Annotated in this window: 15 protein-coding genes and 1 pseudogene; 1 reads left to right on the top strand and 15 read right to left on the bottom strand. The window is 66.0% G+C overall.

What is annotated here, in order from left to right; translation table 11 throughout:
- Window position 1: 1 nt before the first annotated feature.
- From recN to ftsW, 13 genes and pseudogenes are all read right to left on the bottom strand, one after another.
- Entirely contained in the window at window positions 2-1,672 is a 1,671-nt protein-coding gene (recN, locus tag ACVW1C_RS32000) for a DNA repair protein RecN (protein WP_456761673.1), read from the bottom strand.
- A gap of 13 nt (window positions 1,673-1,685) precedes the next feature.
- Entirely contained in the window at window positions 1,686-2,594 is a 909-nt protein-coding gene (locus tag ACVW1C_RS31995; RefSeq protein ID WP_456761672.1) for an outer membrane protein assembly factor BamD, read from the bottom strand.
- Between the two features lie 245 nt (window positions 2,595-2,839).
- Window positions 2,840-3,802 (bottom strand): UDP-3-O-acyl-N-acetylglucosamine deacetylase, encoded by a 963-nt coding sequence (gene lpxC, locus ACVW1C_RS31990; protein ID WP_207831801.1) that lies wholly within the window; start codon window positions 3,800-3,802, stop codon window positions 2,840-2,842.
- Window positions 3,803-4,153: 351 nt separating this feature from the next.
- Window positions 4,154-5,938 carry a cell division protein FtsZ gene (gene ftsZ, locus ACVW1C_RS31985; RefSeq protein ID WP_456761671.1) on the bottom strand — a complete coding sequence of 595 codons (1,785 nt, stop codon included), beginning with the start codon at window positions 5,936-5,938 and terminating at the stop codon, window positions 4,154-4,156.
- Between the two features lie 89 nt (window positions 5,939-6,027).
- Entirely contained in the window at window positions 6,028-7,344 is a 1,317-nt protein-coding gene (gene ftsA, locus ACVW1C_RS31980) for a cell division protein FtsA (protein WP_092115917.1), read from the bottom strand.
- Window positions 7,341-8,348, bottom strand: a complete 1,008-nt coding sequence (locus ACVW1C_RS31975; protein ID WP_456761670.1) for a cell division protein FtsQ/DivIB — start codon at window positions 8,346-8,348, stop codon at window positions 7,341-7,343. The genes ftsA and ACVW1C_RS31975 overlap by 4 nt, the downstream gene beginning before the upstream one ends.
- A pseudogene (locus ACVW1C_RS31970) lies at window positions 8,288-8,556 on the bottom strand (hypothetical protein); the annotation flags it as partial. The pseudogene ACVW1C_RS31970 and the gene ACVW1C_RS31975, both read right to left, overlap by 61 nt.
- A gap of 126 nt (window positions 8,557-8,682) precedes the next feature.
- Window positions 8,683-9,669: a D-alanine--D-alanine ligase family protein gene (locus ACVW1C_RS31965; RefSeq protein ID WP_456761669.1), complete on the bottom strand. Its 987-nt coding sequence runs from the start codon at window positions 9,667-9,669 to the stop codon at window positions 8,683-8,685.
- Window positions 9,669-10,586 carry a UDP-N-acetylmuramate dehydrogenase gene (gene murB, locus ACVW1C_RS31960; protein ID WP_456761668.1) on the bottom strand — a complete coding sequence of 306 codons (918 nt, stop codon included), beginning with the start codon at window positions 10,584-10,586 and terminating at the stop codon, window positions 9,669-9,671. The genes ACVW1C_RS31965 and murB overlap by 1 nt, the downstream gene beginning before the upstream one ends.
- Before the next feature lie 271 nt (window positions 10,587-10,857).
- On the bottom strand, window positions 10,858-12,261 hold the full coding sequence (murC, locus tag ACVW1C_RS31955; protein WP_456761667.1) for a UDP-N-acetylmuramate--L-alanine ligase: 1,404 nt from the start codon (window positions 12,259-12,261) through the stop codon (window positions 10,858-10,860).
- Between the two features lie 186 nt (window positions 12,262-12,447).
- The gene (locus tag ACVW1C_RS31950) at window positions 12,448-13,287 is read right to left on the bottom strand and encodes a class I SAM-dependent methyltransferase (RefSeq protein ID WP_456761666.1); all 840 of its coding nucleotides are present in this window, start codon (window positions 13,285-13,287) and stop codon (window positions 12,448-12,450) included.
- A 37-nt stretch (window positions 13,288-13,324) separates the two neighbouring features.
- Window positions 13,325-14,425, bottom strand: coding sequence for an undecaprenyldiphospho-muramoylpentapeptide beta-N-acetylglucosaminyltransferase (gene murG, locus ACVW1C_RS31945; RefSeq protein ID WP_456761665.1), 1,101 nt, complete (start codon window positions 14,423-14,425; stop codon window positions 13,325-13,327).
- Between the two features lie 93 nt (window positions 14,426-14,518).
- On the bottom strand, window positions 14,519-15,670 hold the full coding sequence (gene ftsW / locus ACVW1C_RS31940; RefSeq protein ID WP_456761664.1) for a putative lipid II flippase FtsW: 1,152 nt from the start codon (window positions 15,668-15,670) through the stop codon (window positions 14,519-14,521).
- 349 nt (window positions 15,671-16,019) lie between these two features.
- On the opposite strand from ftsW, the gene ACVW1C_RS31935 reads away from it, so the two are divergent.
- Window positions 16,020-17,033, top strand: coding sequence for an IS110 family RNA-guided transposase (locus tag ACVW1C_RS31935; protein ID WP_456761663.1), 1,014 nt, complete (start codon window positions 16,020-16,022; stop codon window positions 17,031-17,033).
- Between the two features lie 230 nt (window positions 17,034-17,263).
- Here the strand turns inward: ACVW1C_RS31935 and murD are convergent, their stop codons facing one another.
- Window positions 17,264-18,664: a UDP-N-acetylmuramoyl-L-alanine--D-glutamate ligase gene (murD, locus tag ACVW1C_RS31930; RefSeq protein WP_456761662.1), complete on the bottom strand. Its 1,401-nt coding sequence runs from the start codon at window positions 18,662-18,664 to the stop codon at window positions 17,264-17,266.
- 8 nt (window positions 18,665-18,672) lie between these two features.
- Window positions 18,673-19,779: a phospho-N-acetylmuramoyl-pentapeptide-transferase gene (gene mraY, locus ACVW1C_RS31925; RefSeq protein WP_016846578.1), complete on the bottom strand. Its 1,107-nt coding sequence runs from the start codon at window positions 19,777-19,779 to the stop codon at window positions 18,673-18,675.
- Window positions 19,780-19,788: the final 9 nt, after the last annotated feature.

The following is a 19,788-nucleotide window of genomic DNA, read 5'->3' as shown; positions in this document are numbered from 1 at the left end:
ACTAGCTCGCGGCCCTAAGCAGCTGCTCCGCCGCTGCCCTCGCCTCCGCAGTGATCTCGGCGCCGGCCAGCATGCGTGCGATCTCTTCGCGGCGGTGGTCGGCGGCGAGCGCGTTGACGCGGGTGGCGACCCGCTTGCCCTTGTCGAGCGCATCCTTGGAGATCAGAAGATGCTGACTTGCGCGGGCTGCGACCTGCGGCGCATGCGTCACTGCCATTACCTGCACCTTGCCGGCGAGGCGCGCCAGCCGCGAGCCGATCGCATCCGCCACCGCGCCGCCGACACCGGTGTCGATTTCGTCGAACACCAAAGTCGGCGCCGAGCCGCGATCGGCCAGCACGACCTTCAGCGCCAGCAGGAAGCGCGACAGCTCGCCGCCGGAGGCGACCTTCATCATCGGCCCCGGCTTGGTCCCCGGATTGGTCTGCACCCAGAACTCGACGCGGTCGATGCCCTGCGGCCCCGGCGCGGCGGCATTGGCCTCGACCTGCGTCATGAATTTCGCACGCTCGAGCTTGAGCGGCGCGAGCTCGGCATTGACGGCCTTGTTGAGCTTCTCGGCCGCCTTGGCGCGCGCCGCCGATAGCTTTGCCGCCGCGGCAGCATAGCGCTTGTCGGCCTCGGCTGCGGCCGCTTCCAGCTTCTTCAACTGATCGGCACCGGCATCGATCAGCGCGACGTCATCGGCGTATTGCGCCGCCAGCGCCGCCAGCAGATCGACCGGCGTCGAATATTTGCGCGAGGCGGCGCGCAGCGCGAACAGCCGCTCCTCGATCCGTTCGAGCTCGGCCGGATCGAAATCGGTCGCCGCCAGTGCGGCGTGGAGATGCTGGTCGGCCTCTTCCAGCGCATTGATCGCGATATCGATCGCCTTGACCGCCGGCTCGATCAGGCTGGGCGCATTGGCAGCACGCCGCTCCAGCCGCCGCACCGCGGCCGACAGGGCCGACACCGGCGAATGCGAGCCGCCGATCGCCTCCTGCGCCTCGCGCAGATCGGTCGCGACCTTCTCGCCCTGCATCATGGTGGTACGGCGGTTGGCGAGCTCGGTCTCCTCGCCCTCCTTCGGCGCCAGCGTCTTCAGCTCCTGGGAGGCATGGCGCAGATAGTCGGCCTCGCGCGCGGCCCGCTCCATGCCGGCGCGATGCTCGTCGAGGTCCACGTTGGCGGTCCGCCTGACGTCCCACAGTGCTTCCAGCGCCGCGACGTCCTTCTCGTGGCCGGCGAAGGCGTCGAGCAGCTGCCGGTGGGTGGAGGCGTCGACCAAAGCGCGCTCGTCGTGCTGGCCGTGGATCTCGACCAGAGCCGCGCCGACCGCCCTCAGGGTCTGCACGCTGATCGCCTGGTCGTTGATGAACGCGCGGGTGCGGCCGTCGGCGAGTTGCACGCGGCGCAGGATCATCTCGCCGGTGTCGTCGAGGCCGTTCTCGGCAAGGATCCTGGCGGCCGGGTGCCCCTTCGGGACATCGAACGTGGCGGTGACCTGGCCCTGCTCGGCGCCATGACGCACCAGTCCGGCATCGCCGCGGCCGCCGAGCGCCAGCGCAAAGGCATCAAGCAGGATGGATTTGCCGGCGCCGGTTTCGCCGGTCAGCACCGCCAGGCCACGGGAAAATTCGATATCAAGCCGTTCGATCAGGACGATGTCACGGATCGACAGACGGGCCAGCATGCGAGGACAATTCCTAGCCGAGACCTATCTTCTTGAAGGTCCTGCTGATCCAGGATCCCTGATTCTCGCTCGGCTCGAGACCGCCGGACTTTACTAGATTATACGCGTCCTTGTACCAGCGGCTGTCCGGAAAATTGTGGCCGAGCACCGCGGCGGCGGTCTGCGCCTCGCCCACGATGCCGATCGCCATATAGGCCTCGGTAAGCCGGTAGAGCGCCTCTTCGACGTGGCGGGTGGTCTGGTACTGGGTGACGACGGTCTTGAAGCGGTTGATCGCGGCGGTGTAGTCGCGCTTCTCGACGTAGTAGCGGCCGACCGCCATCTCCTTGCCGGCGAGCTGGTCGCGCGCGGCCTGGATCTTGTTCTTGGCCTGGGTGGCGTATTCGGAGGTCGGATATTTGCGCACCACCTCTTCGAGTGCCGCGATCGCCTTCTCGGTGCGGCTCTGGTCGCGCGAGATGTCCGGGATCTGGTCGAAATGCGATGCCGCGATCAGGTACTGGGCGTAAGAGGCGTCCGGGCTGCCGGGATGCAGCGTCACGTAGCGGGTGGCGGAGCCGATGCAGCTGTCGTAGTCGCCCGCCTGATAGTACGAATAGGCCGACATCAGGAGCGACTTGCGCGCCCAGTCCGAATAGGGATGCTGACGGTCGACTTCCTCGAACTTCTTCGAAGCGGCCTTCAGGTCCTTCTTCTCGTTCATCATGTACAAGCCCTCATTGTAGAGCTTGTCCGCGGGCTCATCGACGAACGTGTCGTCCTTGGCCATGAACTTGTCCCACAGCGCGCCGGTGCCGCAGGCTGAGAGCGGCAATGCCAGCACGATCAGGCCCGCCGCGAAGCGCAGCGTGCGCGCGGCCTTGGTCAGGCCGGAGACGTCAGAAGAATTGCGTTGTTCGAGCGCCATACGCATTGCCGACATGGATTGTAAAACCTGACGCCTTTGATGCGGTTAACGGCGACCCCACTCCACCCATGAACCGCGATCACGGATGCAATATCTCTCGTGCCGTTGGCGCCGGATCAAGGCAGCCGCGGGCCTGTTTAACCGAAAAATGACCGTCGACCAACCGAATAGGCAGCCAATCCGCCGGGAATAAGGCGACCCGGCGACACTCACAGCCTGCTGTGGTTATTACGGAAATTGGGCCAGACCGCCTGCGGCGATCAGGACACGTCCGGACCGTAGGCCGGGGCGACCAGGCCGCCCACCGTGCTTGCACCGGCTTCGACATGGCCGCGGACCGGCCGCCGGGCGGTCTCCGATTCGACCACGCGCCAGGCGCTGCGGTCGGCGAGCAGCGCCTTCAGCACCGCGTTGTTGAGCTTGTGGCCACCGCGGACCGAACGGTAGCTGCCGAGCAGCGGCAGGCCGGCCAGCGCCAGATCGCCGATCACGTCGAGCACCTTGTGGCGGGCGCACTCGTCGGCGTAGCGCAGGCCCTCGGCGTTGAGCAGGCGGGCCTCGTCGAACACCACGGTGTTGTCGAAGGAGGCGCCGAGCGCGAAGCCAGCACCCCACAGCCGCGCCACGTCATTCATGCAGCCGAAGGTGCGGGCTCGCGCAACTTCGCGGCGGAAGCCTTCCGGCGACAGATCGAAGGAGTAGGTCTGGTGACCGATCACCTTGTTGGCGAAATTGATTTCGACTTCGGCGCGGAACCCGCCGGCGAACGGACGCAGCTCGCCCATCGCATCGCCGATCTTGACCTGCACCGGCTTCAGCACCTGGATGAAGCGGCGGACGCCGGGCTGGGTCACAATGCCAGCCTGATCGATAGCCGCGACAAACGCCGCAGCGCTACCGTCCATGATCGGAACTTCTGCGCCATCGACTTCGATCGTGGCATTGTCGACGCCCATGCCGCGCAGCGCGGCGAGAACATGCTCCGCGGTCGAAACCAGCGGCCCTTCGCGGTCACCCAGCACCGTCGCGAATTCGGTTGCGATCACAGCGTCGGCGGTGGCGGTAACTTCGCGGTCGGCACCGTCGAGACCGGTGCGGACGAAAATAAAACCCGCATCGACAGGTGCAGGTCCCAGCGTGAGACTAACAGGAAGACCGGAATGGACGCCTACGCCAGTCACGGTGGCTTGCGACCGAAGCGTTGTCTGACGGCTGAACTTCATTCGATAATGCCCACTACCCGACTTCGCTCAACATCAAGTGGCCAAACTTCCCCAAGGCCGACTCGCATGAGCTCCCCAAGTCCCGGCAGACCATAGTCACAGCCCCAAATGGCGCCAACTCACGCTTCTTTACCGATTGTTACCCCATCTCCGCCGCATTCGCGCCCAAGGTTAACCCAATTGCGGCAGCGAAAACGGCCTTCGGCGAGGGGCCATCTGACCACCAAAACAATAATTAATCATTTAAAATCAGTTGCTTGTTTACCTGATGCAACCGCCTGCCCGCCAAAAGGAGAAGGCCCCGGCGGTTCCCCGCCGAGGCCTTCTTCATCGCCAAGGTTGTAACAAACTTCAGTTTGCCTGCCGGCGCAGGAAGGCCGGGATATCAAGATGGTCGTCACCCTGTGGCGCTGGGGCAACAGGCGCCTGGCGGCCATGGGCATCCAATCCCTGCGGTGCCGGGCGCTTCGCATATTCCGATACCGGCGATTCGTTCGCCGAGATCTGCTGGGCGACGCTGCGGGCCGGCTTGCGGTCGGGCAGCGGCGGCATCGTCGGCATCGCGGGACCCGAGGCACGAGCCGCGATCGGCGGCTCGGTCTCTTCGTCGCGGCGACCGAGGCCGACATTGGCCAGCCGCTGCAGCAGCGACAGCCGGGTCTTCTGCGGGTGCTCCGCCTCGCCGTCACCGCTGGCCTGGCGGATCTCGGCCTGCGCCGGCATCGGCAGATCCTCGAACTTCGGCATCCGCGGGGCACGGACCGGCGACCGCTCCGCCGCCTGCGGGATGAAGGTCTCGGGCGGCATCGGCTCGTGCTGTTCGGCGCGGGCCGCCTCGTGGTCCGGGAACAACGTCGGCTTCTGGGCGATTGGGCGCACAGTGACGTCACCGTAGGACCCCGGCTGCATCGGCGCCTGAGCCGGAGTGCTGTCCGGGGCAACCGCGGCAGCGATTGCCGCGAGTGCGGCGCGCTCGACGGCCGGACGCTGCTGGGGCGCGGCGGGAGCTGCAATCGGAGCAACCGCCACGCCGGTCGGCGGTTCCAGCTTCTGGGCACGCTCGGCCATGCGCTGATTGTCGGCACGCAGGCGAGCGGTCAGATCGGCGAGCCGGCTCTCGGGCGAGCCGCCCGGCTGCTGCGCGGGAGCCTGGGCGCGGGAGGCGATCGCGGCCTGCTCGATACCGGTTGCGACCACCGAGACGCGAATGACGCCGTCGAGCGATTCGTCGAAGGTGGCGCCGACGATGATGTTGGCGTCGGCATCGACCTCTTCGCGGATGCGGGTTGCGGCTTCGTCGACCTCGAACAGAGTGAGGTCCTTGCCGCCGGTGATCGAGATCAGCAGGCCGCGGGCGCCCTTCATCGAGCTATCGTCGATCAGCGGGTTGGCGATCGCAGCTTCGGCTGCGGTCAGCGCGCGCTTCTCGCCGGTCGCCTCGCCGGTGCCCATCATTGCCTTGCCCATTTCCCGCATCACGGCGCGGACGTCGGCGAAGTCGAGGTTGATCAGGCCTTCCTTGACCATCAGGTCGGTGATGCAGGCGACGCCCGAGTACAGCACCTGGTCGGCCATCGCGAACGCGTCGGCGAAGGTGGTCTTCTCGTTGGCGACCCGGAACAGGTTCTGGTTCGGGATGATCAGCAGCGTGTCGACCACCTTGTGGAGCTCGGAGATGCCGTGCTCGGCGGTGCGCATCCGGCGCTGACCCTCGAAGTGGAACGGCTTCGTCACCACGCCGACGGTGAGGATTCCCATCTCCCGGGCGGCCTTGGCGATCACGGGCGCAGCACCCGTGCCGGTGCCGCCGCCCATGCCGGCGGTGACGAACACCATGTTGGCGCCGGTCAGGTGATCGCGCAGCTCGTCCATGACCTCCTGCGCGGCCGCAGCGCCGACATCGGGCTGCGATCCGGCGCCGAGACCCTGGGTGACCTGGGTGCCCATCTGGATGATGCGCTGCGCCTTCGACATGGTCAGCGCCTGCGCGTCGGTATTGGCGACGACGAAGTCGACGCCCTGCAACCCGGCAGTGATCATGTTGTTGACGGCATTACCACCCGCGCCGCCGACGCCGAAGACGGTGATCCGCGGTTTCAGCTCGCTGATGTCAGGGGGTGTCAGATTGAGTGCCATGGTTGCCTCTCTCGATTATGCGCGCGTTGGTTCGTCCCGGCCGCTGGCCGCAGGAGCTGGTGAAAATGCAATGAGCCGGGGTGTGGTCATCAGAAGCCCTCGCGAAGCCATCGTCCGACCTTTCCGAAGTAACCGTCTGTCCCTGTCCTGAGCTGCCGCGTACGCCGCGGTTCGACATGTTCAAGATGTGCGTATTGCGGATAGACCAAGAGGCCCGTCGGCACCGAGAACGACGCGCCCTTCGCCTCGTTCGGCAGCCGGCCGAAGCCGAGCGGGCGGCCGATACGGACCTGACGGTTCAGGATACGGGTGGCGAGCTCGACGGTGCCGGTGAGCTGCGACGCGCCGCCGCTCAGCACGACGCGCGCTCTCGGCTCTGCCGCAAAGGGAGAATCCGCGAGCCGGTCACGGACCATTTCGAAAATCTCCTCGGCGCGATGCCGGACAATGTTGGCGATCGTGGCGCGGGACACGATTTGCGGAGTCTCCCGATCATCGCCTGCAGTGGGAACGGACATCAGCTCGCGCGAGTCCGAACCGCCGGTCAGCACCGTGCCGTATAAAGTCTTGATTCGCTCGGCATCCGCAATGCACGCGCCGATGCCGCGCGCAAGATCCATCGTGATGTGTTGCCCGCCGAGCGCAAATCCGGATGCGTGCACGAGGCGGCCGCCGGAATAGGTCGCGATCGTCGTCGAGCCCGCGCCCATCTCGACGACCGCAGCACCGAGATCGGCTTCGTCATCGGTCAGGACCGACAGGCCCGCGACATAGGGGCTCGACGCCATGGCTTCGACGTTGAGATGGCAGCGCTCGACCACCAGCATCAGGTTCTTGGCAACCGTCGCGTCCGACGTCACGACGTTCATGTCGACGCCGAATTGGCGCGCCACCATGCCTCTGGGATCGCGGATGCCCTTGACGCCGTCGAGCGCGTAGCCGACCGGCAGCGCGTGCAGCACGGTGCGGCCGGCGCCGGCGGCGTGGCGCATGCCTGCCGAGGTGACGCGGCTGATATCGTCCGCGGTCACCGAGCCGCCGTGGATATCGGCCGCGGCTTCAACCAGCTGGCCATGCAGCCTGCCGCCGGAAACCGACAGCAGAACGGATTCGACACGGACCTTGGCCATGCGCTCGGCCAGCGCCACAGCATGGCGGACCGCCTTCTCGCATTCGGCGAGATCGACGACGGAGCCGGCCTTGACGCCGCGCGACTGGATCTGGCTGTAGCCGATCAATTCGACCGCATGGGTGCGGCCGCGCAGCGCCTCGTTCGGCGGCGACGGCCTGAGCCGCGCGATCATGCAGGCGATCTTGCTGGAGCCGACGTCGAGCGAAGCCACCATCGCGGTGCGCTTCTGCATCGGGCGGGTCTTCGGGGTCAAATTGCGATCGAGGCCGGTCATGCGGAGTCACCGGCCTTCTTCTTGGACTTCTTGTCCTTGAACAGCTCGTCGCGCGCCTTGCCGGCTTCCTCGGACAATTGCACGATCAGCCGATCGGGCAAGCGCATGTCGACGGCGACGATGTCGCGCGAGAACAGCTTCTCGTCCTTGTCGAGCTTGGAGAGCGCGGCCAGCGCGTTGCCGACATCGTTCTCGGGCAAGCGGACGTCGAGGCCGTCCTTGAGGCGCAGGTTCCAGCGCCGCTCGCCGACGAAGATCGCGGCCTTGGTCACCGAGCGCACCTGCGGATAACGGTCGAGCAGCGCCAGGAAGTCCTGGGCGCGGGTGTCCGCGCCCTTGCCCACCACCAGCGGCAGATTGAGGAAGCGGCGCGACACATAGGGCTCGAGCACCGCGCCGTCGGAGGCGATCACCGACAGGCGGCCATTCTGCTGCCACAGCGCGAAGGCGGTGCGCTCGACGATGTCGATCTGCAGGCGGCCCGGATAGAGCTTGAGGATCGTGGCGTCGGCGATCCAGGGATTGGCCTTCAGCTTGGCGCGCACAGTATCGGCGTCGAGGAACAGCAGCGAGGAGCGGCCGTTGACGCCGCCGATCGCAAGCACCTCATCCTGGCTCAGCTGCTTGCGGCCGTTGATGCCGACGGTGGTGATGCGGAAGCCCGCGGAATTGGCCAGCGCATTGCGGGTGTCGCTGAGCGCGGTGGTGAACTCCTCGAGATGGCCGCCCCTGACGATGCCGAAGCCCAGGCTGCCGAACAGGATCGCGAGCGTCGCGAGCAGGCCGATGCGGCGCGGCAGATAGCGTTCGACCAGCAGGATGTAGCGGTTCGGCGGCTCGCGATCGATCACCTGCGGCCGCCTGGCGGGACGCCGGCGGCGACGCGCGAGATGGGCGCCGACATACTCGCGCAGCAGCACTGCCGCTCCAATAGCGGCTGCTCTCAGGTCAGCTTGAGGCCCCAGCGATCGCAGCGATCGGGTGAGGCGTCCTGCACCATCCATTGCACGAGCTCGTCACATGTTGCGCCCGCAAACCCTGCGGGGTCCCGGCACAAATCACGTCTCGGCTAGACCGGTGGGATTAGAGAGGCCCCCTGTTCCCTGGTTGCGATCCTCGAAGCGGTAATCCGCGACAGCTCACGCCCCGGCAGCCAAGCGCTACATGCGCCGCCAGCGTTAACCTTCGGGCTTCCTGGTAAACAAATGGTAAAGGAGTTCAGCCTGGAGTGTATTTTGATCAACGCTCTGAATACTTTGCCGCGAACCCGTTAGCATTTTAGCAACAGCGCCCGGGTTCCATCCGGCCGAGTCGGGCGGGTTCCCGCCCCGGTTGGCCTTAACTCGTGGCGCGGCGGCGGCCGAGCGCGATCTGGTCACGCAGGAAGTCGGCAAAGGCGATGCCCTGTGCTTTCAAGGCCTTAGGGTAAAGTGATGCCGCAGTGAGGCCGGGCAGCGTGTTGGTCTCGAGATAGACCGGGCCATTGGCCGACACGATGAAATCGCTACGCGAATATCCGGTGCAGGACAATGCGCGGTGCGCCCGCAGCGCATGGTCCATGATCGCGGCGCTGACCTCGGGCGCGAAGCGGCCGGGGCAGATCTCCTGGGTCGACTTCAAAAGGTATTTGGCTGTGTAGTCGAAGCCCCCCTCCGCCGGCACGATCTCGATCGGCGGCAACGCGAACACCGTGCCGTCAGATTGCTCGAGCACGCCGCAGGTCGCCTCCACGCCCGACACGAACGGCTCGATCAGATAGTCTTCATGCCTCGCGGCATTGCGGACCGCGACGAGGTCCTGCTGTGCGTTGACGAAGATCAGCCCGTAGCTCGATCCGTCCTTGGCGGGCTTTGCGATCAGCCTGCCGTGCTGGGCGAACGCCTCATCGAGCTGTGCGACCGATATGCCCTGCGGCGCGTTGAGGCCAGCGATCGCGGCGAAGCGCTTCGCCGATGGCTTGTCGAACGCCAAATGCGACGACGCCGAGCCGGAGCCGGTGAATGCGACGCCGCGCATCTCGCACATCGCCTGCAATTCGCCGTTCTCGGCGCGGCCACCGTGCAAGCCGAGCACCAGCACGCGCTGCTCGGCGCTTGCTTTGTCGAGTGCCTGGTCGAGCGCGATGCCCCGACCATCGGGCTTGAAGTCGACCTCGAAGGGCCGCGTGTGGCCGAGCAGTTGTTCGGACGTCACCGCATGCACGGTGTCGTCAACGTCCCAGAACCAGAGGTCAGCGTCGGGCAGTGCGCGGTGCAGCGCCTGCGCGCTCGCCACCGAGACCAGCCGCTCCTTGTTGGTGCCGCCGAACAGAATGGTCACCTGCATCAGCTTTTCCCGATCCGCTTGATTTCCCAGTGCAGCTCAATTCCGCTGGTTTGCTTGACCCGTTCGCGCACTGTCTCGCCGAGGGTCTCGATGTCATGCCCGGTGGCGTTGCCGGTGTTGATCAGGAAATTGCAGTGCATCTCCGACACCTGCGCGCCGCCGACCTTGAGGCCGCGGCAGCCGGCGGCGTCGATCAGCTTCCAGGCGCTGTTGCCGGGCGGATTCTTGAAGGTCGAGCCGCCGGTCTTCTCGCGGATCGGCTGCGCGGTCTCGCGATGGGCCTGCACCTCGTTCATGCGGGCGCGGATCGCGTCCGCATCGGTGATCCTGCCGCGAAAGCGCGCCGAGGTGAAGACGATCGACGGATCGACGCCAGAGTTGCGATAGACGAACTTCATGTCGGCATTGCTGAAGGTATGCTTCGTGCCGTCGCGGCCGATGCCGGTGGCCTCCACCAGCACGTCCTTGGTCTCGCCGCCATTGGCGCCGGCGTTCATGCGCAGTGCGCCGCCGACCGTGCCGGGAATACCGAAGAAGAATTCCATGCCGCCTATGTTTGCCGCTGCCGCCGTCTCGGCGACGCGCTTGTCGAGCGCCGCGGCGCCGGCGGTGACGACATCACCAGCCGCGCTGGTCTCGCCGAACGCTCGTGGCGCCAGCCGGATCACAACCCCGGGGATGCCGCCGTCGCGCACGATCAGATTGGAGCCGACGCCGACGACATAGACCGGCGATTCCTGCGGCAACCGCTTCAGGAAATAAGCGAGATCATCCTCATCGGCCGGCGTGAACAGCACCTGCGCCGGGCCGCCAACGCGAAACCAGGTCAGCTCGGCAAGCCGCTGGTTCGCCAGCAGCCGCCCGCGCAGCTCCGGCATCGCGGCTTTCAAGTCGGGCGTGATGTCCGGGAAGGTCATGCTACGACAACCGGCTCACGAGCTGGATTGAGATCGCGTTGCATTGCATCTGCCTTCAGCGCCTGGGACTTACCCCTCTCCCCAACCCTCCCCCGCAAGGGGGGAGGGAGCCGGATGAGCGTGCTCACCTCACCTAACGTCAGGGCCGCACTCTCACCCGTTACACGAGCCAGGCAGGCACCGGCGGAAGGGTTCCCTCCCCCCTTGCGGGGGAGGGTTAGGGAGAGGGGTGAGCCGCACGGGCGGTGCTCGTGATCAGCGACGAACATCATCACCCCAGCGCCTTCAATTCGCCGGGCAGTGCGTAGGCCCATTGCGTGATGTTGCCGGCGCCGAGGCAGACGACGAGGTCGCCGGACTTGGCAATGCCGTGAACGATCTTCGCCAGCTCGCCGGCGTTCGGCAGCGGAACGACGTTGCGATGGCCGTGGGCGCGCAGGCCGGCGGCGAAATGGTCGCGGTCGATGCCTGCGATCGGTGCTTCGCCGGCCGGATAGACCTCGGCGACCACGACTGCATCGGCATCGTTGAAGCAGGTGCAGAACTCTTCGAACAAGGATTGCAGGCGGGTGTAGCGATGCGGCTGGACCACGGCGACGATCTTGCCGTTGGTGGATTCCCGCGCCGCCTTCAGCACGGCCGCGATCTCGACCGGATGATGACCGTAATCGTCGATCACGGTGATGCCGTTCGTCTCGCCGGTCTTGGTGAAGCGCCGCTTGACGCCACCGAAGCCGGCCATGGCCTGGCGGATCACGTCACCGGACACGCCGAGCTGATGCGCGACCGCGATCGCCGCCGTCGCATTCGACGCATTGTGACGTCCCGGCATCGGCAGCACGATATCCGCGATCTCGTGCGTCGCGCCCGACTTGCGATCGCGGATCGCGACCTTGAATTTCGAGCCGCCGCCCATCGGCGTCAGATCCAGCAGCTGCGCGTCGGCCTGCGGATTCTGCCCGTAGGTGACGATGCGGCGGTCCTCGATCTTGCCGACCAGGGTTTGCACCACCGGGTGATCGGTGCACATCACGGCAAAGCCGTAGAACGGAACGTTCTCGACGAAATTGCGGAATGCGTCCTGGATCGCCTCGAAGGTCTTGAAGTGATCGAGATGCTCGGGATCGATGTTGGTGACGATGACGACATCGGACGGCAGCTTCAGGAAGGTGCCGTCGCTCTCGTCGGCCTCGACCACCATCCAGTCGCCGGCCCCGAGCCGCGCGTTGGAGCCATAGGCATTGATGATGCCGCCATTGATCACGGTCGGATCGAGCCCGCCGGCATCGAGCAAGGTCGCCACCATCGTCGTCGTCGTCGTCTTGCCATGGGTGCCGGCGATCGCGACGCAGCTCTTCAGCCGCATCAATTCCGCCAGCATCTCGGCGCGCCGCACCACCGGAATGCGCTGCGCGCGCGCTGCCATCAGCTCGGGATTGTCGCGCTTAATCGCGGTCGAGACCACGACGACGTCGGCGCCATCGACGTTCTCGGCGGCGTGGCCGACCGAGATCTTGGCGCCCTTCTTTCTCAGCCGGTCGAGGTTGTAATTGTCCGACGCATCGGAGCCCTGCACGGTGTAGCCGAGATTGATCAGCACCTCGGCGATGCCACTCATGCCAATGCCGCCGATCCCGACGAAGTGAATGGGTCCGATCTCGCGCGGCAGTCTCATGATCCGGTTCCTGATATCATCGTCCGTGCGCGCCTCACCTCGGTCGCGCTGAGTACTGGATGCCCCGCTTTTCCCATGCGTGACAAGGGCTTTTTCGCTCCCGCAGCCGTGGAAATGTCGCTGTTGTCAGCTACCGGCGGGTGCTGGTGATCTGACGTCACGGACCTCTCCATCCCGGCCCGTCGGCTAAGCCGCTCCCGGCCGCACAGCGCGCGCCGCCAACTCATCCTGCATCTCGATGACGCGAAGATAATTGCGCAGGCGGTTGGTCTCGAGTGCGCGCAGCAGCTTGTTCTGGTGATAAGGCAGCACGAGCTCGGCAAGCTGTCCGCTCCAGGCGGCGTTCATGTCGAACAGCACCCCTAAGCCGAACACCGCGGGAATCTCGGCGAAGCCGAACTCCCTGCCCTGCGCAAGTTCCTCTGCCAGGAAATCATCGATCGCTGTCATCACGCCGTTGCGCACGCCACCGGCATGAGTTGCGAACGCGAACTGGCCCATGCCGCGAAATCCACGACCTTCCACCAGGCTTTCGCGATCCAGCGTGGCGCCTGCATCATAACTGTGCGTATGGCGATGCTCTGACGGAATCTGGTCAGGCGCATAGTACGCGTCGCGGCGGCCACAGGGCCAGCCGACATCATGAAGGAAGACCAGAACGGGCTTGGCGGCGCGGCGGCTGATCGCCTCGATCTCGCGGAGCTCGTGATAAACTGTGTACCAGTTATGATCGCCGTCGACGATCCAGGCATCGGCCGCATCAAGTTCGCCGAACGCATCGAGGCTGGTCTTCGCCACGTGACGCACATCCGGATTGGCGTCGACCCAGTCGAGGAATTCGCGCTTCGGCGCCGGATCGACACTGGTGAGCCGGCCACCGCGGGCCCGGCAGTGATCGGAGAGCAGCGCCGACATGCCGCCATACTCGGCACCGATCTCGACTATATTCTGCGCGTCCGCCAGGCGCAGCGCTTCGAGGATCAGGTCCGAGAATTCCGAGACGGAGTGAATCAAAAGACCCGTCATGATCAAGTCTCCCCCGGCGTCCTGCCGGATTGGCGCATCAAATCCCGGCCACCTTGGCAACCAGATCGGCCAGCCGCTCCGCGGCATCGAGCCGCCCGACACTGCGCGCGGCGTCCGCCATCGCGGTCAGTCTCTCGGGCTCCGCGGCGAAGGCCGCGATTTCGGCCGCGAGCCGTTCCGGCGTGAAGTCGCCCTGCGTGATGCGCAGCGCGCCGTTCGCCTGCGACAGCACGCCGGCATTGGCGAACTGGTCCTGATCGATCGCGCCCGGCAGCGGCACCAGGATCGAGGGCCGGCCGATCGCGGCGAGTTCGGCCACCGTTCCGGCGCCGGAACGCGAGATCACCAATTGGCTCGAGGCCAGCCGCGCCGGCAGGTCAGGGAAGAACGGCGCGAGTTCGGCATCGATCTTGAGCCTGTCATAGACCGCCCGCACCCGCGCCATGTCTTCTTCGCGCACCTGCTGGGTGATGATCAGCCGGCGCCATAACGCCGGATCGAGCTTCTCGATCGCCGGCGGCACGATGTCGCTCATCACCCGCGCGCCCTGGCTGCCGCCCACGACCAGCAGGCGCAGCGGCCCGTTCACCTCGGGCGGGGTGTATTTCACCGCGGCTGCCGCGAGGATCGCCGGCCGCATCGGCGTGCCGACGGTGGTGGCCTTGCCGGCGAGCGCGGGATCGCGGTCGAGCACGCCGGGCAGCGAGGTCGCGATCGCGTTGACGCGGCCGGAGAGGAAACGGTTGGCGCGGCCGAGCACCGCATTGGCATCGTGAATGATGCCGGGGACGCCGAGTATCCGCGCCGCCATCAGCGGCGGCAAGGTCGGGTAACCACCGAAGCCGACGACGGCCGACGGCTTCAACCGGCGCACCACATTGGCGGCGACCAGCGTGCCGTAGCCGAGCATCAGCACGGTCCGCGCCAGCGAGATCGGATTGCGGCTGCGCACGGTCGCGCTCGGCACGACCTCGATGCTCTCCCTGCCGAACAGGCCGGAGTAGCGCAGCGCGCGGCCGTCGGTCGCCAGCCGCACCCGCAGGCCGCGCCTGATCAGTTCCACGGCGAGCGCTTCGGCCGGGAACAAATGGCCGCCGGTGCCACCGGCCGCCAGCAGAATCAGGGGGGACTCAGCCATGGCAACAATTTATACCGTCATTGCGAGCGAAGCGACTTGTCCGCCGAAGCCTCGGCGAATCCATGGCGCTTCCCGCAATGACGATGAGAAGCTTCATGCGTAGGCGCGCCGGGCGCTGGCGCCTTCCATCGATTCGATCTCGGTGCGCGGCCGCTGCCGCGTCAGCGCCAGCATCATGCCGACGCCATAGGCGAGCGACACGAACGAGGAGCCGCCATAGGAGATGAACGGCAGCGTCATGCCCTTGGCCGGGATCAATTGCAGATTGACCGCCATGTTGATGGTCGCCTGCACGCCGAACAGGATCGCGAGCCCCGAGGCCGCAAAGCGCGAGAACATGTCCTCGGTGGCATAGGCGCGGGTCAGCGTGCGGATCACGATGAAGCCGAACAGCGCGACCAGCATCAGGCAGAGGATGATGCCGAACTCTTCGGCCGCGACCGCGAACACGAAGTCGGTGTGGCTGTCCGGCAGGCTGCGTTTGGCAATGCCCTCGCCCGGCCCGAGCCCAAACCAGCCGCCGTTCCAGAATGCTTCCATCGCGGTGTCGACCTGGAAGGTGTCGCCGGAGGCGGGATTCATGAAACGCTTGATGCGGCCGGCGACGTGCGGCACCAGCAGGTAGGCGCCGAACAGGCCGGCGCCGGCGGCGCCGGCGAGCCCGAACACCCAGATCATCCGCATGCCCGCGATGAAGAACAGGGCGCCCCATACGGTGAGGATCAGCATGGTCTGGCCGAAGTCGGGCTCCATCACCAGAAGCGTGACCAGCATCATCAACAGCACCAGCGCCATCGAGGTCGCCGGCATCTCCGGCCGCTTGGTCGATTCCGCAAACAGCCAGGCCGCGACGATCACGAAGGCGGGCTTGGCGGCTTCGGAGGCCTGGATGTTGACGCCGAGCAGCGTGATCCAGCGCCGCGAGCCCTTGACCTCGGGCCCGATCAGCAGCGTCAGCACGATCAGCGCGATCGACACCGCGAACACGATCAGCGCGGTGCGCCGGATCTGCCGCGGCGTCATGAACGACACCCCGATCAGCACGATCAGCGACGGCACCAGGAACATGACGTGTCGATTGAAGAAGTGGAACGGATCGAGCCCGATCCGGGTCGCGACCGGCGGGCTCGCCGCCAGCGACAGGATGACGCCGGCCAGCATCAACGCGGCGATCGCGACAAGCAGCAGCTTGTCGACGGTCCACCACCAGTCCGAGAACGGGGTGCGTTGGTCACGGGCGAGCATGGGCGTCCCCAGATGGCAGAGATAACGTCCATTCGTGGCGCAGGATGGTTTCCAAGGGGTTAACGGGTTGGGTAACTTTTGAGGGAGGTGGGTTGGCGGCTCGCTCACTGCTGCGAGCCCACGCATTCGCCGTCGTCCAGGCGAATGCGTGGCGCCAATGATGGGTTTCGCTTCGCTCTACCCATCCTTGTATTAGCGCGCTGGATTAGACTGGCCTCGTTCCGAGAGGAATGGCCCAGCTCGGGTGGCCGCCCGGGCTGGGCCGCTGATCGATCGGATCGATACCCATCGAAGCCTTGAGGGCTGTCGTTCGTAGCAAGATCGCGATCGGCACTTCATCGGGACCCGCATGGTTGAACGAACTCTAGGTTCGCATCACAAGGGAGGGTCGAGGAAGATGGCCAAGCGTATCACAATCTGTGCCGGAATCGATATCGGCAAACGGAAGCTCGACGTGGCGCTCGCCGACGGCTCGGACCAGCTGCAGGTGGAGAACACGGCGGATGGTTACAAGACGCTGTTGGAGTGGCTTGGGCGCCACAAGGTCAGGCGGGTTGGGATCGAGGCGAGTGGTGGCTATGAGCAGCCGGTCGTCGTCGAGCTGCGGCGCAAGCGGTTTGTCGTCGTGGTGTTCCAGCCGGCGCAGGTGCGTGCCTATGCCAAATACCGCGGGCAGCGTGCCAAGAACGATCGGATCGATGCCGCGCTGATCGCCGCCTGCACCGCTGCGGTCAAGAAGATCCACCCGGCACCCGACGCCAGATTACCGCCCTTGGCCGGACATCTGACGCTGATTGATCAGATCGGAGAAGATATCGCGCGATTCAAGAACCGGCTCGAGAGCTGTCGCGACGCGCGTATCCAAAAGCTATGGAAAGACGACATCGCTCGTCTGGCCAAGCGCGAACGGGTTGAGTTCAAGGCTCTGGTGGCGGCGATCCGCGAGCAGCACGATCTCGCCGCCCGGCTCGACCTGATCCACAGCGTCGGTGGGGCCGGGCTGCCGACTGCGGTCGCCGTCCTGGTCCGGATGCCCGAGATCGGCCAGGTCAGCCGCGAGCAGGCTGCAGCACTTGCGGGCCTTGCGCCGTATGACGACGACAGCGGCGAACACATCGGCGCTCGTCACATCGACGGTGGACGCAAGCGTCTGCGTCAGGCGCTCTATGCTGCGGCGCTGGCGGCGTCCTTTCGCTGGAATCCGCAGCTCACCGCCCTGTACAAACGATTGATCGCCGCCGGCAAAGGCCACAAGCGTGCCCTGATCGCCTGCGCCAGGAAGCTGCTCATCTTCATCAACACCGTGGTGGCTCGAGCGACCCCTTGGCAAGCTCACTTGCCAGTCGTCGCTCCGGCAAGCTGAAGCGTTTCTTTGTTCGATCGGGGCACCGTTTCTTCGTCCCGACCTGCCGTCACGAGAACGTCGCGCACAGCGGCCGTCAAGGATGGCCGTCGCTCAAATGCCGCCACATCCCCACTCTCGACAGGCCACGCCTTGATGGCCGCGAGCACGGCGTCAGTCTCAACGGCGATCGGGCAATTCAATCGCACACAATCGGAAAAGCTAATGGTTGCTACAATTCTGCGGGGCTCTCACACCACCGGCTTGACGCCGGGCAGTGCCTGGACGATGTCGCGGAAGGCGGTGCCGCGGATTTCGAAATTGCGGTACTGGTCGAACGAGGCGCAGGCCGGAGACAGCAGCACGACGGCTTCGCTAAGCCCCGATGCGTCCGCATCGCGTGCGGCGCTGGCGATCGCGACGTCGAGTGTGCCGGACATCTCGTGCGGGACGCGGCCGGCGAGCGTGCCGGAGAACTCTTGCGCCGCCTCGCCGATCAGATAGGCCTTGCGGATGCGCGGGAAGTATTCGGTGAGGCCCGTGATGCCGCCGGCCTTCGGCTTGCCGCCGGCGATCCAGTAGATGTCGGCAAACGACGACAGCGCATGCGCGGCCGCGTCTGCGTTGGTGCCCTTGGAGTCGTTGACGAACAGCACGTTGCCGCGGCGGCCGACCTGCTCCATGCGGTGCGCCAGACCCGGGAAACTGCGCAAGGCGTTCTGCAGGACATCGGTCGCGATCCCCATCGCCAGCGCACAGGCCGAGGCGCAAGCGGCGTTCTGCGCATTGTGCAGGCCGCGCAGCGAACCGATGCCGCCGAGCCGCGCGATCTCGCTGCGCGCCGCGCCCGATGCACGCACGATGGTCTCGTGCTCGACATAGAGACCGTCGGGTAGCGGGTTCTTCACCGAGATGCGCACCACGCGCGTGCCGGCGCGATCGAGCCGGTCGGCGATGTCGCGGCACCAGCCGTCGTCGACGCCGACGATGGCGGTACCGTCCTGCTGCACGCCGGCGACCAGCCGCTCCTTGACCGCGGCGTAATGCGCCAGCGTGCCGTGGCGATCGATGTGGTCCTCGCTGATATTGATCAGGATGCCGACCGACGGATCGAGCGACGGCGCGAGGTCGATCTGGTAGGACGACATCTCGATGACATGGACGCGGCCCATCCGCGGCGGCTCCAGCGACAGGATCGCGGTGCCGATATTGCCGCCCATCTGGGTGTCGTAGCCGGCGACCTTCATCAGATGCGCGATCAGCGCGGTCGTGGTCGACTTGCCGTTGGTGCCGGTGATGGCGACGAACGGCGCGTTCGGCGCGTGACGGCGCCGCTCGCGGCAGAACAACTCGACGTCGCCGATCACCTCGACACCGGCCTCGCGCGCCTTCAGCACGCTCCAGTGCGGCGCCGGATGGGTCAGCGGCGCGCCGGGGGTGAGGATCAGCACGGCGAAATTCGCCCACGACACGGTGCGCAGATCAGCGGTGGTGAATCCGGCCTGCGCCGCCCTGGCGACGTTGTCGGCACTGTCGTCGGCCGCGATCACCTCGGCGCCGCCGGCCTTCAGTGCCTGGCAGCTCGCGAGCCCGGAGCCGCCGAGCCCGAACACCGCGACCGTCTTGCCCGAGAAGGAGGTGACTGGGATCATGGCGACGCTCAGCGCAGCTTGAGGGTGGAGAGGCCGGCAAGCGCCAGCATCACCGAGATGATCCAGAACCGGATCACGATCTGCGGCTCGGTCCAGCCCTTCTGCTCGAAATGATGGTGCAGCGGCGCCATCCGGAACACGCGTTTTCCCGTGAGCTTGAACGAGGTGACCTGCACGATGACCGAGACCGCCTCCAGCACGAACAAGCCGCCGATCACCGCGAGCACGATCTCGTGCTTCACCGCGACCGCGGTGGCGCCCAACATGCCGCCGAGCGCAAGCGAGCCGGTGTCGCCCATGAAGATCGAGGCCGGCGGCGCGTTGAACCAGAGGAAGCCGAGACCTGCGCCAAGCACCGCGCCGCATAGCACCGCCAGTTCGCCGGTGCCGGCGACGTAATTGATCTGCAGGTAGTCCGAGAACACCGCGTTGCCGGTCAGATACGAGATCATGCCGAAGCTCGCGGCCGCGATCATGACCGGCACGATGGCAAGACCGTCGAGGCCGTCGGTGAGATTCACCGCATTGCCGGCGCCGACCATCACGAAGGCGCCGAAGATCACGAAGAACCAGCCGAAATTGATCACGAGGTCCTTGAAGAAGGGAATCACGAGCGAGGTCGAAGATACGTCGCGCCCGAGCCGGACCAGCGCGTAAGTGGCGGCGAGCCCGATCGCCGCCTCGATCAGGAGCCGCAGCTTGCCGGCGAAGCCGCTGTGCGACTGCTTTGTGACCTTCAGATAATCGTCATAGAAGCCGACGAACCCGAAGCCGAGCGTCACCGCCAGCACGATCCAGACATAGGGATTGAGCGGGTTGGCCCAGAGCAGCGTCGACACCACGAGCCCGGACAGGATCATCAGCCCGCCCATGGTGGGCGTGCCCTTCTTGGAGATCAAATGCGACTGCGGACCATCGGTGCGGATCGGCTGGCCCTTGCCCTGCCTCAGCCGCAGATGATCGATGATCCAGGGCCCGAACAGGAATACGAACAGCGCGCCGGTCACCATCGCGCCGCCGGTGCGGAAGGTGATGTAGCGGAACACGTTCAGAGCGCTGCGGAATGCCCCAAACCCCGGAACGGTGTTGGACAGTTCGATCAACCAGTAGAACATTCAAGGAGT

Source organism: Bradyrhizobium sp. USDA 4011 (genome assembly GCF_054063415.1).
The sequence above is the reverse complement of the archived record's forward strand: the minus strand, read 5'-3'. Positions and strand labels throughout refer to the sequence as shown.

Excerpts from the sequence above, each read along its gene's own strand:
- ACVW1C_RS31965 (WP_456761669.1), bottom strand. The coding sequence starts at position 9,669 with ATGCAGGTGACCATTCTGTTCGGCGGCACCAACAAGGAGCGGCTGGTC.
- recN (WP_456761673.1), bottom strand. The coding sequence starts at position 1,672 with ATGCTGGCCCGTCTGTCGATCCGTGACATCGTCCTGATCGAACGGCTT.
- mraY (WP_016846578.1), bottom strand. The coding sequence starts at position 19,779 with ATGTTCTACTGGTTGATCGAACTGTCCAACACCGTTCCGGGGTTTGGG.
- murC (WP_456761667.1), bottom strand. The coding sequence starts at position 12,261 with ATGAGACTGCCGCGCGAGATCGGACCCATTCACTTCGTCGGGATCGGC.
- ACVW1C_RS31975 (WP_456761670.1), bottom strand. The coding sequence starts at position 8,348 with ATGGATGGTGCAGGACGCCTCACCCGATCGCTGCGATCGCTGGGGCCT.
- ACVW1C_RS31995 (WP_456761672.1), bottom strand. The coding sequence starts at position 2,594 with ATGTCGGCAATGCGTATGGCGCTCGAACAACGCAATTCTTCTGACGTC.
- lpxC (WP_207831801.1), bottom strand. The coding sequence starts at position 3,802 with ATGAAGTTCAGCCGTCAGACAACGCTTCGGTCGCAAGCCACCGTGACT.
- murG (WP_456761665.1), bottom strand. The coding sequence starts at position 14,425 with ATGGCTGAGTCCCCCCTGATTCTGCTGGCGGCCGGTGGCACCGGCGGC.
- ftsA (WP_092115917.1), bottom strand. The coding sequence starts at position 7,344 with ATGACCGGCCTCGATCGCAATTTGACCCCGAAGACCCGCCCGATGCAG.
- murD (WP_456761662.1), bottom strand. The coding sequence starts at position 18,664 with ATGATCCCAGTCACCTCCTTCTCGGGCAAGACGGTCGCGGTGTTCGGG.
- ftsW (WP_456761664.1), bottom strand. The coding sequence starts at position 15,670 with ATGCTCGCCCGTGACCAACGCACCCCGTTCTCGGACTGGTGGTGGACC.
- ACVW1C_RS31935 (WP_456761663.1), top strand. The coding sequence starts at position 16,020 with ATGGTTGAACGAACTCTAGGTTCGCATCACAAGGGAGGGTCGAGGAAG.
- murB (WP_456761668.1), bottom strand. The coding sequence starts at position 10,586 with ATGACCTTCCCGGACATCACGCCCGACTTGAAAGCCGCGATGCCGGAG.
- ACVW1C_RS31950 (WP_456761666.1), bottom strand. The coding sequence starts at position 13,287 with ATGACGGGTCTTTTGATTCACTCCGTCTCGGAATTCTCGGACCTGATC.
- ftsZ (WP_456761671.1), bottom strand. The coding sequence starts at position 5,938 with ATGGCACTCAATCTGACACCCCCTGACATCAGCGAGCTGAAACCGCGG.